Source organism: Paraburkholderia youngii, from assembly GCF_013366925.1.
In the GTDB taxonomy this organism is placed as follows: Bacteria; Pseudomonadota; Gammaproteobacteria; order Burkholderiales; family Burkholderiaceae; genus Paraburkholderia; species Paraburkholderia youngii.
In genome coordinates this window covers 125,880-143,224 of sequence record NZ_JAALDK010000002.1, presented here as the reverse complement: position 1 = coordinate 143,224, position 17,345 = coordinate 125,880, and the positions used below count along the sequence as shown (strand labels likewise).

The 17,345-nt window shown below is 60.8% G+C and carries 9 protein-coding genes and 2 pseudogenes; 2 read left to right on the top strand and 9 right to left on the bottom strand.

Features of this window, described 5'->3' with window-relative positions; all coding sequences use genetic code 11:
- Positions 1-45 precede the first annotated feature (45 nt).
- The 3 genes from G5S42_RS31915 to G5S42_RS31905 all read right to left on the bottom strand — a co-directional run bounded on the left by G5S42_RS31915 (position 46) and on the right by G5S42_RS31905 (position 2,478).
- On the bottom strand, positions 46-375 hold the full coding sequence (locus G5S42_RS31915) for an L-rhamnose mutarotase (RefSeq protein ID WP_176110802.1): 330 nt from the start codon (positions 373-375) through the stop codon (positions 46-48).
- Positions 376-415: 40 nt separating this feature from the next.
- Positions 416-1,318, bottom strand: coding sequence for a phytanoyl-CoA dioxygenase family protein (locus G5S42_RS31910; RefSeq protein ID WP_176110801.1), 903 nt, complete (start codon positions 1,316-1,318; stop codon positions 416-418).
- 110 nt (positions 1,319-1,428) lie between these two features.
- Complete coding sequence (locus tag G5S42_RS31905) at positions 1,429-2,478, bottom strand: aldo/keto reductase (protein ID WP_176111930.1); 1,050 nt, start codon at positions 2,476-2,478, stop codon at positions 1,429-1,431.
- Positions 2,479-2,759: 281 nt separating this feature from the next.
- Here G5S42_RS31905 and G5S42_RS31900 point away from each other — a divergent pair, with 281 nt between their 5' ends.
- Positions 2,760-3,767: a GntR family transcriptional regulator gene (locus G5S42_RS31900; RefSeq protein WP_176110800.1), complete on the top strand. Its 1,008-nt coding sequence runs from the start codon at positions 2,760-2,762 to the stop codon at positions 3,765-3,767.
- A gap of 680 nt (positions 3,768-4,447) precedes the next feature.
- Positions 4,448-5,464, top strand: coding sequence for a Gfo/Idh/MocA family protein (locus tag G5S42_RS31895; protein WP_176110799.1), 1,017 nt, complete (start codon positions 4,448-4,450; stop codon positions 5,462-5,464).
- Positions 5,465-5,488: 24 nt separating this feature from the next.
- Here the strand turns inward: G5S42_RS31895 and G5S42_RS31890 are convergent.
- The 6 genes and pseudogenes from G5S42_RS31890 to G5S42_RS31865 form a co-directional block, all read right to left on the bottom strand.
- A pseudogene (locus G5S42_RS31890) lies at positions 5,489-5,669 on the bottom strand (ISKra4-like element ISBte2 family transposase); the annotation flags it as partial.
- Positions 5,670-5,732: 63 nt separating this feature from the next.
- Positions 5,733-5,846 (bottom strand): annotated as a pseudogene (locus G5S42_RS31885) (IS6 family transposase); the annotation flags it as partial.
- Positions 5,847-6,011: 165 nt separating this feature from the next.
- On the bottom strand, positions 6,012-12,350 hold the full coding sequence (locus G5S42_RS31880; RefSeq protein ID WP_217710226.1) for an autotransporter outer membrane beta-barrel domain-containing protein: 6,339 nt from the start codon (positions 12,348-12,350) through the stop codon (positions 6,012-6,014).
- 986 nt (positions 12,351-13,336) lie between these two features.
- On the bottom strand, positions 13,337-14,011 hold the full coding sequence (locus G5S42_RS31875; RefSeq protein ID WP_176111929.1) for a response regulator: 675 nt from the start codon (positions 14,009-14,011) through the stop codon (positions 13,337-13,339).
- A gap of 930 nt (positions 14,012-14,941) precedes the next feature.
- Positions 14,942-16,267 carry an ATP-binding protein gene (locus G5S42_RS31870; RefSeq protein ID WP_176110797.1) on the bottom strand — a complete coding sequence of 442 codons (1,326 nt, stop codon included), beginning with the start codon at positions 16,265-16,267 and terminating at the stop codon, positions 14,942-14,944.
- 27 nt (positions 16,268-16,294) lie between these two features.
- Positions 16,295-17,083: a BMP family ABC transporter substrate-binding protein gene (locus G5S42_RS31865; protein WP_312883657.1), complete on the bottom strand. Its 789-nt coding sequence runs from the start codon at positions 17,081-17,083 to the stop codon at positions 16,295-16,297.
- Positions 17,084-17,345 lie beyond the last annotated feature (262 nt).

Genomic DNA, 17,345 nt, shown 5'->3' with positions numbered 1-17,345 from the left:
TCGAAAACTTCGTAGGACTGCAACCAACTCAGGCCATGGGCTCGCTCATGGCTTGAAAAACACATTTTCGAGGCGAGCCCACCATTCGCCCTGCCGGCGGGTTTCGAGCGGGACCTGCATCGGCTCGCAGATCTGCCACCAATCCTGCATGCGTGGCTCCTGAGCAAGCTTTGCCTGGTCCGCAGCGAAGTCCGTGCCGTGGTATTCCCAGTAGGCGAACAACAAGTTCTCGGGCTCCTTCAGAAAAATCGAATAGTTGCGGATATTTGCAGCCGAAATAATCTCAATGACCTCCGGCCAGGTCTCGCGATGAAGCCGTTTGTACTCCGGCAGCGCTTCGGGCTTGATACCGAGTACGAAAGCCATCCTTTCCATCTTGTTTGTCCTCACAGCGCTTGTTGCACGAGCGTTTTTGTCAGTAACGGCCAGTCGTTTCTGCTTGAGCGGCCTTCCAGAGCCGCGCGTCTTTCGGTAAAGCAAGCGGATCGTCTACCTTCGGCTCTGCACCCTCGATATCGAGCAGGAAGCGTTCGGCCGGGGCAGCACGCTTGTAGAGCGCGAGCGTCAGATGTTCGCGCTCGTTGAGCTGTTGCGGGATATCGCGGCGGCCGATTGCCATATGCAGTACGCGGCGCGTTATTCCAGTCCTGTTTGCGGTGCCGCCGTGCCAGATTCGCCCGTTGATTACAGCGATCGAGCCAGCTTTCCCCGTGATGTGAACTTCGCGCGGGTGGGTTGCCACAGGATCGGCAGGCATGATGGCCTTTTCTTCGGGCGTGACTTCCATGCGCTCTGCGTTGACCAGATTAATGTCTGGCACGTTGATCGGCACGAGCTTGTGCGAACCCGGTACAACACGCGTCGGGCCGTTATCCTCGGTCATGTCGTCGAGCATGACCATAGTGTTGATCATGCGCCAGTCGGTCTCGTGGGCGCGCCAAACGTCGCTATGCAGAGGCTGTTGACCTTCACCTTTTGCAGGGTTGCGGGCGTTGAGCGAATACACACGAATTTCGCCCATTAGACGGTGCGCAATCGCAAGGGTGGGACCGCAACGAAGGCAGCGGTCAAACGCTTCTGACTTGTTGAACAGGTTGGACAGGCGCATTGCGCCCGGCTCGATGTGGACTTCATGACCGCCGTAAGCGCCTTCTATTTTCTGAAGCCGGTCAACTTCGGCCCTCATCTCGTCGATCTCTGCCGGGGAAAAAACATTCGGGAAAATGCAATAGCCATCCCTATCGAAGGCGTCGATCTGTTCTTGCGTGAGGATCGATTCGGAAATGCCCAATTGCGCCAGTGCTTCAGCGGTGTTCATCTGCGTCTCCCGGAGAAAGTTAATGATTTATCGCGATGCCTATCGTGTTGCTAACAATGGTGTCCTGATTACCCGCGTCGCGGCCGGTTATCTTCCCGTTCCGCGCTTGTCTAGACCTGCATGTTCTCGACGACGGGCGCATCGGTGCGTAGTAAACCTTCGCTGCGCAGATCGCTCCACAGTTGCGCGGGAATCGGCGTTTGCATGGATTCGACGTTGCCTTGTAACTCGGCGGGCGTTATCGCCCCGGGAATCACACTGACGACAGCCGGGTGCATCAGCGGAAATTGCAAGGCAGCATCCCTCAGCGCTACTTGATGGGCGCGGCATACTGCTTCAATTGCCGCCACCCGCTTGAGTATGTCGGGCGAGGCCGGTCCATAGTTAAAGTAGGCCCCAGGCTTCGGCCCCGTCGCGAGAATGCCCGAGTTGAACGGGCCGCCGATGATTACACCCATATCCTTCTTCATACACAGCGGCAGGAAGGAATCGAGCGATTCTTGCTCGAGCAGTGTGTAGCGTCCCGCCAGCAGGAATAAGTCGACGTCGGTATTGCGCGCAACTGTTTCGCTGACCTGCCATTCATTTACACCGATGCCGATCGCTGCAACCACGCCCTGGCTGCGCAAATCGCTGAGTGCTCGCACACCGCCGTCAAGAAATTCACGCGTGCGTTGTGCGCTTGCTTCCGCACTTCCATGCGTGAAGATATCGATGTCATGACACAACACGATGTCGATCCGGTCGGCTCCCAGACGCTCGAACGAAGCCTCGAGACTGCGCATCACGCCGTCGTATGAATAGTCGTAGATGACTTCGCGAGACGGTACCTCAAAGAACTTCCCGATGCCGTCGCGCTGCTCGGGTGCGCAGCGTTTCAACAGCCGCCCTACCTTGGTAGATAAGAGATAGTCGTCACGCTGTTGTTCACGAAGGAACGATCCCACGCGTGTCTCCGCCAATCCATATCCATACAGCGGCGCCGTATCGTAGTAACGCACTCCATGCTGCCAAGCTGCTTCGAGCGTCAGCCGCGCCTGCTCGTTATTCAAGGCGCGGTAAAGATTCCCTAGGGGCGCGCTACCGAAGCCTAGAGAAGTGAATTGCAACGACCGGCCGGAACGGCTCTCAAAGCGGCGCCGACTGGGCAGACGAGTCATAGCGTGTGACACGGCTGAATCCTTTCTAATGAGTGCGATGGTGGAGTAAAAAGGTGTACAGTTGTCGGTACGTACATTGAATACGTTGTACATAGGTGCAATGTATACGACGTACATTGTGTGACCATCCGTGCATACCCTGGAGCTTTAAGTCACCCGAGCGGAACCTTGAGAACACGTAACATAGGGGGCCGAAATGCTCGCACGGCAGAGCTTTCAGCACGCTTCGTTTTTGACAATATAATTTCGTTGCACACGACTCACCGCGGACCAAACCAACTATGAGTTCCAAGCCTGCCCTCTCCAGCCTCGGCTCGAATCCTGACGAGCACGCTCCGATGCAGCAGCGCGTCTATGCGCATATCAAAGCGATGATCCAGGACGGACGCATCCGCCCTGGGGAGCGCCTGCTCGAGGTTCACGTCGCTCGCGCATTCGCGGTAAGTCGTTCACCAGCGCGACGGGCGCTCGAAGCCCTCTGCATCGACAAGGCCGTGCGTGCCGCACCCGGCAGAGGGTATATCGTGGTCGGTCGGCATGCCGACGACAGTCGGGGCGATCTCGCTAACATCGCCGAAATGATTGTCGAGCCGATGCCACGATGGAAGCAGGTCTATGCAGAGATGGAACGACAGGTCTGCATCGGCGTCGTCTATCATTCTTTGCGAATTACTGAAGAACGCGTGGCCGAGCATTTCGACGTAAGCCGCACTGTCGCTCGCGACGCGCTAGGGCGATTGCATAGTCTTGGGATGGTGACCAAAGACCGGCAGGGCCGGTGGGAAGCTGAACGCATCACAGCCGATCGGCTACACGCCCTATATGAATTGCGCTGGCTCCTGGAGCCGCAGGCGCTGATGCAGTCGGCGCGCGCTATTCCCCGAGAACGCGTGCGCGAGGCACACGATAGGTTGCGAGCGGCGCTCGATGATATGCCGCAGTTGGGCAGCGACACGCACATCAGCCTTGAGAAGGACCTGCACATTGAATTACTGTCGGCCTGCCCGAACCAAGAATTGTTGCGCGTGCTCGATCGGACCCATTCTCTGCTCGTTTCGAACCCGCATCGTCTTAAATGTTGCGTTGGTGAACCGCAGGCCCACCTTGAAAGTAGCCTACGCGAGCACCTCGACGTGCTCGGCCTGTGGCTCGACGGTAGGCTTGAGGCTGCTGCAGCAGCATTGTTCCAGCATTTACAGGAGTCCTGTGCGTTTTGGATCGACAGTTGGGGCCATGTTGAAGCGCTCCCCACCCCACCGCTTCCTTCATACCTCACGCCTACGGACTGAGGCAGGAGCCATCTAGCGCAATCGTCTTCGCCACGACTTTTCTGCACGACTTTCTCCCCACGGTTGACCAATTTCTGCCTTAGGCGCACCCATACTGCTGCCCGTCTGTTCGGACAAGATCGAGACGCTGCTGCCGCCTCCACTGCAACCATCCGCGGACACCGCAGGCGCCGTTCGTAGGGCGGCCGGCCATACGTGTTCGCAGTTCGCGTCATCGGTCAAAGGCGGCGAGCCGCTCCGCCTTCCACGCGCCTCGCGCCGAAACGTTTAGCGAAACGTTTCGTCAAAATTTAGATAAGGCACTTGCGGATGTCAATGGCGGGTAAACGTGGACTTTCGGTCAAGGGCGTGCCCAGAGTGGCGTCGAGAACCAAGATTGTGGCCGGTGTAACCCCTGATTGTGATATGGCGGCCAGGTTGCTATAAATTCCTAACAAAACGTTTCGCTAAACGTTTCGTTGTGGGCCGTGGTAATGCTAGCCAAGGTTACCAATGATTGTTTGCCTGGCAGGCTGCGCCATCTGGCGCCCCTGCCATTCGCAACGAGATCGCAATATGGTTGCGATTGTCTGCAGCGGAACGCGCTATGGCTGCGGTTCAATTGATGACTAGCACCCACTGAGGCAGCCGGGCGCAACTAGTCGCATTTCGCCTATGTCAACAATGAAGGAGAATCAGTGATGGTCAGTCATTTGCGTTGGGGCGTGATGGGCACTGCCGACATCGCGCGCACTCAGGTGATCCCTGCTATTCAAACGTCCGTCAACGGGTCCGTTGTGGCACTCGCGAGCCGCGACCCTGCAAAAGCCCGCGATTACACACAGGCCTTGGGCATACCGCGAGTAGTGGAGAGCTACGACGCGTTGCTGGCCGATGTCGGCGTTGATGCGATCTATATCCCGCTTCCCAACAGCATGCATGCCGAATGGGCAATGCGCGCGGCCGAGGCAGGGAAAGCGGTTCTGTGTGAGAAACCGCTCGCGACGACCGCGAAGATGGCAGAAATGGTTTCCGACGCCTTCTCGCGTCATGGCGTGGCACTGATGGAAGGCTTCATGTATCGGTTTCATCCGCAACACCGGCGCGTGCACGAGCTTATTGCGCAAGGTGCGATAGGCCAGGTCCGCGAGGTTCGCGCACATCTGTCCGTAAATCTGATGAATCCGCCCGACCCCGCCAACGTTCGATTGCAGCCTGCGCTTGGAGGCGGCGCCCTGCTGGATATGGGGTGCTATGCGGTCAACATCGCGCGGATGATATTTGCATGCGAGCCCACGCATGCGAGCGCGATCTGGATCGTCGACCCGCATTTCGATGTGGACATTGCAACGACGGGCATTCTCGAATTCCCGAATGGTTGCATTGCTTCGGTCAGTTGCTCGTTCATGGCAGGTGGTCAGGGAACTTACACCGTGATCGGCACCGAGGGTTCGATCGAAGTGCCGCGTGCAATTCTCCCTGGAATGGGTACCCGCGTCCCTCAGGCCCTGGTCGTTCTGGTCGACGCGGACGGAAATCGACGGGAAGAGGTATTTCCTCCAGTCAATCAGTACTGCCTGATGATTGAGGCGTTTGCATCTGCAGTATTGACTAAGCGGACAATGCCATTCACGACGGATGACGCGGTCGCCAACGCCAGAGTGCTTGATGCGCTGGCGTCGGCTGCACGAACGCATCAACGCGTCAATGTATCGTGATGGCGTGCAACCGTCCCGCGAAGTGAAGCACCAGCGCAGCTTGTCAACGCGGGATATCAGCACAGGTCGGGTGGCCTTTTCCGTTTCGGATTGTGTGTGTATGCCCTTCATGATCTGCTTTGAGATACCTCACTCTCATTGATATATGGAACCAGTCCAGAACAGGTGTAGGAGAAAACGGCAATCGACAGGCGATTGAGTGGAGGCATTCGGGTTTTGTCGCGTTAATGAAGACGAGTCAAAGAAATGTCGATATGGTGAGGATTACTTATACGATCAAGGCGTAGAACTGCTGGGCGGGAGTCTGCGCGATGCCGTCGTCTTTCATCTGGCCTTTCACGATCATGTGCATGAACTCGATGCCGCCGAGAATGAGCCGGGCGAAAAATCGACCGCCATAAGCCCATTCCGTCACGTCGACGACGCGCGCGTGTTGAATCAACTCGCGCACTGGGTACCCGAACCGGATTTGCGACAGCGCATCCTGGTCACCAATCCAACTACGCTTTATGGCTTTTGCTGCATTGTCCGGGTCCCGGATGTTTTTTCAGAACCGGTACTTGAACCGGATCTGGCCGCCATTCTCGACCTCGTGCGCGGCAACGACGCCGTCATACTCCAGACGCACATCGAGACGTTTGGTCGTATAGACCTCTACCCCAGCGGAAAACTTGCCTGCAACGTGCGCATTGGTGAGCGTATTGGTGAAGCTGCCGAAACCCGGGGCAGCGGCGAACGAGGCGTTGGTCGTGTAGCTATTGCCTGCAATGAAGCTCACCCCGGCGCCGACATAAGCGTCGACTGTCGCTGACCCGATCTGCGCGCGCGTCCCGATCCGCAGGTTCGGCGTGCCGGTCGCAATGACGCTGTTCGCACTATTCACCTTCAGGTTGAGCGCGCCCGCACCGCTCTCCGTGTAACCCGGTAGATTGATGTAGTTCAGGTCGCCATCGAGCGCCGGCTCCAGGTAGAAACGGCCGAACGGAATCTGATAGGCCGCGCGCATGTGCATTCCGAGATTGAACGAATTGGGAGACGCGGTCGCCACCGCATTGGCGCTCGGGATCACGCGCGAGCTGTTCAACCAGCCGTAGCTGGCGTCCACCGCACCGCTGAAAGTCCACGGCCCGACCTCGTGCTTGAGCGCGACGACGCCAAGAAGCGCATTGCCATTGGCGCTCGTCAGGTTATCGTTGCCGGTGAAACGGTCGGTCTCGTAGCCGATGGCGCCACCGAGGAACCAGCCGGGCTGCAACTGGACCTGCCCGCCGACTTTCATCGTCGTACCTTGCCAGCCGAAACCTGGGAACGAAGCGTCGGCGCTGCGGTTTTCCCACATGCCCGTGGCACGGAACCACATGCAGGAGCCCTGCTTTCTGACGGTGGTGTCGTCGTCGCCGAACTCTGGACAACTGAAGACGGAGCGCGAGAATGCCTGGCTGGACTGGTAGCGCGCAGCGGCAACGCCGAGCAACTCCTGGCCGGAAACGGCGGTCAGCGTCTGGGCATAGCCCGCCGTGCTACCGGCGCTACCGAAGGCTCCGAAGATGGGTGCAAAGGTAGGGTCGGCACTGTTCCACAACCGGTCCAGGTTGGCTGCGACACTCTGCTGCGTGGCCGAAGCCCCCTTGCTCGCACCGACGAAGTCCGCATCGGTCTTGATCGCGACGGTGTTGCCCTGCACCAGCGGCGTGAAGCGGTAGACCGGCGTCGATGAACCCGCGAGCGCCGCATCCGGCCGAATGCCGCCGGCCGCCGACAGCACGGTGCTCGTGCTCTTCAGATAGCTCACCGGATCGGCCTGCACCTTGCCGGCAAGCGCGGCGGTACCCGTGATGTTGAGCAGATCGGACCGCTTGTTGGCCGGATCGATCTGTACGTTCAGCGTGCCAGTCGAACTCTGCACGAGATTGCCGGTGAGAATCGTATTGCCGATCGACTTCGCGCCGCCGACTTTCAGCGTACCGGCGTTGTTCACCGTGCCGCCTCCGACGTTCAGCGTGGCCGGTGTGTCGATAACGCCACCGGGCAGATTGTTGACAACGCTGTTGCCGGGGCCACCAAGGACGTGAATGTCACCGGTGATAGTGCCGGAGTTGTTGACCGTGGTGGTGGCGGACGCCTCGCCATACAACGTGGGGTCCACCAGGATTGCGTATTTGCCTAAGGTCTGGATGGTGCCCTGGTTGGTGATGATGTTGTTATTGCCGCCAATCAGACGGACGGCGGCAGCGTCGCGAAACTCCGGGTTCAACCCGCCCATTGAGGAGGTCCGGAAATTGGGATCGGTCGTGCCGCCTACGACTTTCGACCCGGGCGCCAGGTGGATCGAGATTTGCCCGCCTTTCTGGCCGTCGCTTTGCGCCAGGATGCCGGCGGACCCGACGCCTGTGGCCATGACCGTGTCGTTATCCCTGACGTTGACGGCGACCATGCCGCCCACGCCGGCGCCACCCGCGCTGCCACGTGCCACATCATGCAGCGGGCCGAGCGTGCTTGAGTTGTTGTTGGAGGCCACCAGACCACCGCCACCGCCGATCGATTGCGCGAAAATCGCGGGCGCGTACCGGCCGGTCGTCACGATCTTCCCGCCGTTTGCCACGATGACGTTGACGGTGCCGCCATTGCCGCTGTTGGCGAATACCGTGCCGCTCGTATTGTCATCGTAGTAGTTCGGGGCGGACGGGTCGCCGGCAAAGCCCCCGCCACCGCCGATCGATTGTGCGACTATCCCATACGCACCGTCGCCGGTGGTAGAGACAGTGTTGTTGGTGTCCACGACAAGAACGTTGCCACCATTGCCGCTCGCGCCCCCGGCGCCAACGAGCGTGCTCGTGTTGATCTGTCCGCCCACCACGAACCCGCCCCCGCCGCCGATCGACTGCGCGACGATACCGTGCGCGTCAAGCCCGCTCGTCGTCACGTTGCCTTGCGTGTTGACAGTGACGCCGCCGCCATTTCCCGAACTGCCGTTCTGACCGCCGAAGCTCAGTGTCACCCCGTAGATGTCGGCGATCCGTCCCTGCGGATTCTGGACGGCTTTGGAAGGATCGAATGTCTCATCGCTGCTCGCGGTCGTCACGACACCGCCGCCGCCTCCGATACTTTGCGCGAGGATGCCGACGCTGTGCTTGCCAAGTGTCGTGACCGTGCCGCCGTTGCTGACGCTCACGTCGCCGCCATTCCCGGCGCCTCCGCCATTGCCGCCCACGGCGATCGACAGGCTTTTCAGCGAACCGCTGACCGCCCCCGACATCGCGCCGTTGCCGCCCCCGCCGCCTACGCTCTGCGCGTACACGCCGAACGCTTCCACCCCCTGCGTCTCGACTGCGCCATTTGCCTTCTGCACGACACTCACCGCCCCGCCCGAGCCCGCCGCGCCGCCGCTGCCGCCCACGGCGACCGCGGCCTGCACCTTCGAATCATTGTTCGACTTGCCGACCGAACTCGCCGCGCCGCCGCTGCCGCCGCCGCCGCCAACGCTCTGCGCGAAGATGCCGTGGGATTGCGCGCCATAGGTGCCGATCGCGCCGGCGTTGCTGGCGTTCACCGCGCCGCCCAAGCCACCCGCGCCGCCACTGCCGCCGACCGCCACGCCGACGCTGATCTGGTTCACGGTGCCCAGTACTTTCGATACCCCGTCCGGCTGCGTGAGGAGCTTTTCCAGATCACCATAAGTCGCTTTGATTTTTTCGCCGAGCACTCCGACCTGCAGGATGTTGTTGCCCAGGTTCTGCACATTCTGGTTGAGGCCGAGGCCCTGACCCAGAATGCCAAACAGCGTCTGGGCGTTGGAGATCGTGTCGAGGCCGCCGCTGCCGCCCGCGGCCGCCGCGCCCTTGCCGCCTTTGCCCCCGCCGCCGCCGACGCTTTGCGCGAAGATGCCGGTCGAGGCCGCGCCGCGGGTGACGATGTTGCCGTTGTTGATCGTCGTCACCGTGTTGCCGTCGCCGCCGACGCCACCCTTGCCGCCAACACCCACGGCGATGGCATCCTTGCCGCCGCTGGCCGCAGCGGTACCTCCGCCGCCTGCGCCGCCGCCGCCGCCCACGCTCTGGGCGAACACGGCATCGGCGCCGTCGCCGCGCGTCGCGATCGAACCGTCGTTGGTCAGGCCGACCGTGCCGCCCGTCCCTCCCGTTCCACCCGTTCCGCCCACCGCGATTGACGCGCTGAAGCTGGCTTTGGCGTTAGCCGCCGTTGCCGAGGCATCGCCCGTTCCGCCATTGCCGCCGCCACCGCCAATCGACTGTGCGAACACGCCGTGGGCGTCCTGGCCCAGGGTTGCGATGAGCCCTGAGTTTTCGAGGTTGACGGCGCCGCCCGTGCCGCCGCTGCCGCCGCTGCCCCCGAGAGCCACGGAGAGCGACAGGGACGCGCCCTTGGCAGGCGACGCGGAGTAGGACGCGGCGGTTGCGTCGCCGCCCGTACCACCGCCGCCACCGACGGACTGCGCGAAAACGCCGGTCGCGCTGTCGCCCGCAGTGGTGATCAGGCCGGAATTATCAAGCGTGACATTGCCGCCGGTGTTGCCGGTCCCGCCGGCGCCGCCGATAGCGGCGCTGACACTGATCGAAGGAATATTTGGGCTGGCCGATGCGGCAACGGCACGCGCCGTGGCGCTGCCGCCGGAGCCGCCGCCGCCGCCGATGCTTTGCAGCACGACACCTTCGGCGTCCGAACCATACGTAACGACCTGCCCCGTGTTGGTCAGCGACACCGCGCCGGCCGCGCCGCCTCCGCCGCCTTGTCCGCCGATGGCAACCGAGCTCGACAGCGGGCCGCCGACGGTGAACGCTGTAGCGTTGCCGCCATTGCCGCCACCGCCGCCGATCGACTGAGCCTTGATACCGGCTGCGTGGTCGCCGTAGGTCGTGACGAGTGCGGCGTTGTCAACCGTGACCTGGCCGCCCGCGCCGCCACCGTGGGCATCACCGCCGATCACCATGGTGATCAGCCCCCCGCCGCTCGACGTCGCGCTGCCGGCATTGCCGCCGGAGCCGCCAATGCTTTGCGCAAGGATGCCGGCTCCACCGCTCTGGTCGAGGCTGCCAAACACGCTGTTCTGGCCCAGCGCGAGTTTCACCGCGCCGCCATTGCCGCCCTGGCCGCCGTTGCCGCCAATCTCGAAGCCCGCGCCAGCGGTGACGCCGCTGGCGTCGCCGCCGCTTCCGCCGCCACCGCCGATGCTTTGCGCGATCAGCGGGATGCTGCCTACGCCTGATTGACTGCCGACCGTGACAAAGGCGTGGTCCGAGTCCACCGTGACCGCGCCGCCATCGCCGCCCGCGGCACCGGCACCGCCCGTGCCTGCCAGCGCGAAGCTGACACTACCTCCATTGCCCCCGCCGCCTCCGACACTTTGCACCAACGCGCCATGTGTATATGGGCCGTTCGTTTTAATTGTCGCCGTGTTCGTCGCGTCTCCAAGGGTCAGCGAAGCGCTGCCGCCAGCGCCTGCCTTACCACCATCACCGCCTTCACCCACGACAGTGCTCTGGGCGCCGTCACCGATACCGCCGGCGCCTCCATTGGCCTGCACCAGCACCCCCTGACCCCCGATCAACCCGGCAGCAGACTGCCCAGCCGGAACATTCGCGGTGTAATCGATGGAACCAAGGACGGTGGCGCTGGCGCTGCCGGCAATTCCGCCGTTGCCGCCCACACCACCCTCATTGCGGAATGAGCCGTCGATGGCAGTGCCACCGCCCCCGCCCGCTCCGCCATTCGCCCTGGCGGTTACGCCGCTGCCCGGCTGATACCGACTGTTCGCCGGTTGCATCTGGTCGGAGAACACGATCTGGCCACCGCTGCCGAGTTCCGCGCTCGCTGTGCCGCCGTTACCTCCGTTGCCGCCGGTCCCGCCAAAACTGCCACTTCCACCGTACGCGCCACCAGCGCTGCCGCCCGTACCGCCATCGGCGTCGGCCTGCATCGGAAAGATCTGGCCTGCCGGGGTGCTGGCAGTCAGACTGCCGTTCTGAAAGGCAAGCGTCGCGGTACCGCCGTTGCCGCCGTTGCCGCCCTTGCCTCCATGGCCTTCTACAACCAAATCGCCCGGAGTGGGCGAGTTGCCACCTGCCCCGCCGGTCCCGCCCAAAGCGGACGCTCGCAGGCCGACACCATAGAACTGAATGCTGCCGGAGGCGTTAAGCGCTGCCTGACCACCCCGCCCCCCTGCTCCGCCGTTGCCGCCGTAGAGCGGCTCAGTACCTTGGGCATTGGACACGGCACCCACTCCGCCGGTGCCGCCATTGGCTTCCACGTCGAGCGCAACTTCCGGAAGGACACCTTTCGGGTCGGGACCAACGGTGCCGCTAAACTGCACGGAGACCGCGCCGCCATTGCCTGCCGCCCCGCCGTTTCCCGTGTGGGCGGAGCCATTGGCGTCATAACCGCCCTGTCCGCCGGCACCACCATCCCCACCGTCGACGGACCATCCCGCTCCCATCGTGGGGCTGATGAAGGTCGGCGCGAAGCCCCCCTTCACTGTAATTCCGCTGTTGACACTGTTAAAGGAACCGCCCGACTGACCAGCGAAGCCATCCTGGCCCACTCCGTTCCAGGAGCCGTCGTCGGCGCCTTTGCATCCCGCCTGCCCCGCGGCGTTCAGGTAGTACTGGGGAAGCGGCGCTGCGCCAAACGACTGATTGGAAAAGTTGGTCTGTGCCGGCGCCACAGGCAGCGCCGGGTCGGCGCTGCTGTTGCACTGGGCTCGCACAGCGACCGGAACAAACAGCGCGGCAAGCGACGTTACGGCAGAGGCCAACGCAACCACGGTCCGGCGCTTGCGGCCGCAGCAATCCTCAAAACAAAGCGCCGACGTCAATGTCCGCGCAGACTCACAATGCGATGAATGCTTGAATATGTACACGATCTTCCTCATTCGGTTCTGTCGCAATAACAGGCGCAACTGGTTTCAGTCTTTTGAAAAAGACATCGAATCTGTCTGCGAGTCGCACAGAGACTGGTTTTACTGGCGACCCGGCTCGATCGGACAAAATCCGATTTCTGGACACGACGAATGACCGCAAGCCGGCACTGGCAAGTGATGCCTACGAAATTGAGCGCTGCCCAGGAAGATGATTAATTTCTAACTTTCGCCGGAATATTTCGGCGGAGGTTTTCCAACTTGATTAAGGCCGTCAAAATGGGCTGATCCGTTCATCCTCAAGCGCCTTTTTTGAAGCCCGCTCGGATTCATCGTCGGCGGCTGCGAATGCAACACCACCTGGTCCCACGCGGATCTGATCAGACATGGGGCAATTAGCGGAAGCCGCTCCGCCATAAGCCTTGCATGGTCACATAATCATGAAACTTAAAAGCGACTTAATATGGTTAAATGTTTTCATAATAAATCTCACGATCCAGCGTGCCGAGGCACCCAATGCGCGTTTGAACAGACATCAATCCGTTGCGCTTAGGTTGCATAGTGCGCGTGATAACTTAGATAACCATTAGTAGGAGGGAACATCAGGTGCTGCTAGCCGGGCTTTGTTCAATGGGACAAAAATGCGAATATCGAGGAGCTGAAGAGCGCGGCGCGAATTTCGAGCCTGGAACTCCGCTTCCACGGCGGGCGTCGCGCTATGGCAAGCCGGTTGGTGTTCTACGGTGACCGGGCGAACGTGTTCTGCTGAACATCGGCCGGCAAGACCGGCAACGGCGTAATGCTTACGAAAGTATGGATTAGCACGATTCGATATGTGAATGGCTGCTTGCTGAGCGACGCAGAACTATGCTTTTCTTCGGGGGTCTCCGATCATCACAAGTGCTCCGAAGAAGAATATTTGGAGATTCGCTTTATTTCCGTCAACAAGAGCCCGGAAAATTGACATCGCCGTCGTACGGGAACGTAGCCGAAACGCGCGGTCACACCTCGGGCGATTCGCCGAGCGTCACAGTCCAGCCGAGGCCACGCACGTTGCGAATCACAGACTGTCCGAACTTCTTGCGTACACCGTGGATCAGCACGTCGACCGCGTTGCTCTCGACTTCCTTACCCCAACCATAAAGCTTCCCCTCGAGCTGATCTCGCGAAAGGATAGTGCCGGGGCGCTCAAGGAACGCGAACATCAATGCGAATTCGCGCGCCGACAGAACGGATGACACCCCGTTGCAGCATAGAGTTCGTTTGTCGAGATCGAGGTTCAACGTGTCATTGCCTAGACGCGACGACGCAAAGCCTGCCCTGCGACGCAACACGGCACGAATCCGCGCGAGCAGTTCGGGCAGGTGGAAGGGCTTGAGAACGTAGTCGTCAGCGCCGAAATCGAGCCCTTGGACCCGGGCGTCAAGGTCGTCACGTGCGGTCAAGATCAGTATGGGTACCTTGCTACCCTTCTCACGCGCCGCCTTCAGCAATTCGATGCCGCCCATGCCGGGCAAACCAAGATCGAGCAAGACCAGCGTATATTCAACGGCAGCGATGGCCGCGCCGCCGGCATTGCCGTCGCGGACCCAGTCGACGCTGTACTCCGCATCCTGAAGCGCGCGCAGCAAACTTTGACCGATCTGCAGGTCGTCTTCGACTATGAGCACTCGCATAGTGCAATGTCCACGGCAATGGAGCGTTGTCGTTGGGCGCAAGGCAAGGAACATTCTTCCGCGGGCGTGTTTCGCGCCTGAGCGATTTGCGATTCATGCGTAATGCGCCGGTTTTTTCTCAACAGTTCGGAAGCTTCGCATCAGGCGAATTAGCTCTCCGCGGGAAAAACTTTCTGAACCACTCGGGAATGCCGGAACTGATGAAGCTGTATCGCCCCGGATTTCCACAGGTGACTGAACACTCACTATCCTCGGAATCGACGGGCAGTAAATACACATTAAGCATGTTGTCCCCCTCGCGTAGGCGACGATCTTGCACTAGGGTTTCCCTCGCAATAACTCCCGGAATCCAGCCTGCACTGGCGCTTTTCAGCCCGCCAATCCGCAATCTTCGTCTCAGGAAATATTTTAGGCCCCAAGAATGAGATGGGAATGAGAATCGACGGAAGGGTCCTTCCTCGGTCCTATTAAATGGGGTCGGTCGCGATGCACGGCTGCGGATGAAGTCAGGCGACCTGTGCATGCGCCCGCTGCGCCGCCAGTGTCCTTCCCTCGCCGCGATGATTGGCGTCTACCGACGTTCGATTACGCTACGCCCCGACACGTGACATCAGAGCAACGTCAGAAACACATTCCAATCTTCTTATGTCTTCAAGTATTCGATCCATTTCCATTGGATCGACAGATGTACTGTAAAGGGTTGCGATAATCCTTAGAACATCTCCAAAGCGCTCGCCGCAAGTCGCTACTGCAATCGCAATGATCGCAGGCATCACCGAAAGAGCTGCAAGCAACTCGCTGCTCAGAGAAGGCTACCTGACAGGAACGTAGTCACAATGCCAGTATGTATGATGCCTATTTGATGAGAATTAGCGTTACGCCGCAGCTCGACCGAAACCCGTGACCAGGTGCCATTCAGGGCCCACTCTCCTACATAGTGCCGCGCGCCGGCAGAACGATTGTAGCGATCAGACCACTGTGTCCATCGCTGCGGTTTGCAAGCGAAATAGAACCCCGGTACTTCGCCACGACCGATTTGACGATCGAAAGCCCGAGACCACTACCTTCCGAATCCTCCGCACGCAGACGGAAGAAGCGATCAAACACCCGGTCCAGGGACGCTTCCGGAATGCCCGGTCCGTTGTCGGTCACGCGCACCACCAAGTCGTCGGCGCTTCGGAACAGATCGATGTCGACGGTTCCGCCGGCAGGCGTATAGCGCAGTGCGTTCTCAAGCAGATTGCGCACGGCCATACGCAATTCTCCTTCACGCGCTTCAACTTGCGCGCTCTCGAACCTCCCTACACCAAGATCGATCGAGCGTGCATCTGCAACCGGCAGAAAATCCGCGACGAGCTTCTGAACCAACTGGGACAGATCCACTGTCTCGATTGCTGTCAAATCGAGCTGTGCATCAGCTCGCGCTAGCGAGAGAAGCTGTCGGATCATCGTCGACGCTCGAGCGATGGCCTCGCGCAATTCGCGCAGACGCTCGGAGCGTGCCGCCTCGTCGGGAGCGTTGACGAGGTTGTCGACGCGGAGCTGCATCGCAGCGATAGGCGTGCGCAACTCGTGCGCGGCATCGGCGACGAATCGTTTCTCAGCGTCGATACCAACCTGAAGCCGGGCAATCATCCGATTGACCGACGCCGCGAACGGTCGTACCTCGTCCGGCACGCCCGATATATCGAGAGGCTCGAGATGCCGAATGCCGACTAACTCCGACTGCGCCGCTGCACGCGACAGCGACGCGAACGCAGCGTTGACGACAAAGGGAATAGCGAGCCAGACGAGTGGAATCAGGATGAGCGTGGGTATCAGGCTTTCGAGCGCGGCATGCCTTGCTGTTTCTTCGCGGAACGCCACCGGCTGTCCGACCTGGTACGTGTACCGGCCGTCGGCCTTTCTTAACGTGTAAATGCGATAGGCATGGCCGCCGATACTCTCGATCGAATATCCGTCCGGCGCATTGCGATCGAATAGCAGCTCCGGATCGGTATTATCCGTTGGCGCCGCGTCGCCGCTCCTCCAGATTTGCCCGACAAAGCCGTCGACGGAGTGCTGCGGCGGACCGTGTGAGCCTATCGCGCCGACGTTGCCGGCGGACAGCCAGATAGCGGCGCCCTGTAAGTGCACGTCGAGCAGTTCGCCAATGTGCTTGCGCGACAGCCAATACGACGTATACGCATCGATGAGGCCGACTGCCGTGACCAGTACGATCAACGTTACAGTAATCTGGTTTTTCAACGAGCTCATGCGATCGAGTTCAGCGTATATCAGCGGTTACCCGTGCGGCCACACAATCTTCCAGACATTGTCCGTATCGACGACGGAGTAGTCGCCGCCCTCAAATCGGCCCGCGACCACTCCATCGACGAAACGCCGGAAAATGATGCTCGTGTCGATGATCACGCTCGCCGCGACGTTTCCGTACCGACGCGATGCATCGGCCATCCAGCCGATCACGCGGACGTGCGGATGGCGGGCGGCCGCGACGATCACCGCGTCATTTGCATCGGCAACGAGTACGTCGGCGCCGGCGTCGATCTGCTGCACGGTCAACTGCTGCGTGCGTCGGCGGTCATCCCAGTTGCCGACCCAATCTACCAGAACCGTTGCGTCGGGCGCCTTGGCAAGTACGGCCTGCCTGAAGCTTTGCGCCTCCGTACCGTCGACAGACTCTACGCCGCCGACGAAACCGACGGTCTTCGTCTTCGACACGCTCGCGGCAACAGCACCAGCAAGCGCGCCACCGAGGCTCTTGCAATCGAGACAATAGTTGACGACGTTGGGGCCACTCGCCTTACCAGACAAGGTCGCGAAATAGGCTTGCGGGTATTGTGCTGCTGCCGTTGCGGTGACTGCGCTCAGCTCAGCGCCTGCCAGAATGAAACCGCGTACACCTGCCGTGTAGTGGCGGCCGATAACCGTGAGAATTCGCGCGGCACCCAGACTGTCGGCATCGCGCACGACGGTCATCCGGTAGCCGTTGTGGCGGACCTGGAGGTAGCCGCGATATGCGGCTTCGCTGAATCCGAGATCGCTTCCGGCGTAGGGAATGAACAGCAACACGGGCCATCTGCTAACCGTGCCTGCAACGGATGCATGCGTCGCGCCTCGGAGTGCGGTCGGGGCGAACGCAGACAGTGCGAGCAGCGAACAGGCAACGCGACGTCGCTCGTTGACGGGGGCCGGTTTCATTCGGGCAGGATTTCTATGCGCTTCCCCGGATAGTCGAATGTTCTGAAGAACTGACCTGAATACGTCCAAAGTCTATGCAGGCGCGGAAGATAACGTCAAGAGCGATTTGTCGCACCGACAGCTGGTTGTGGGC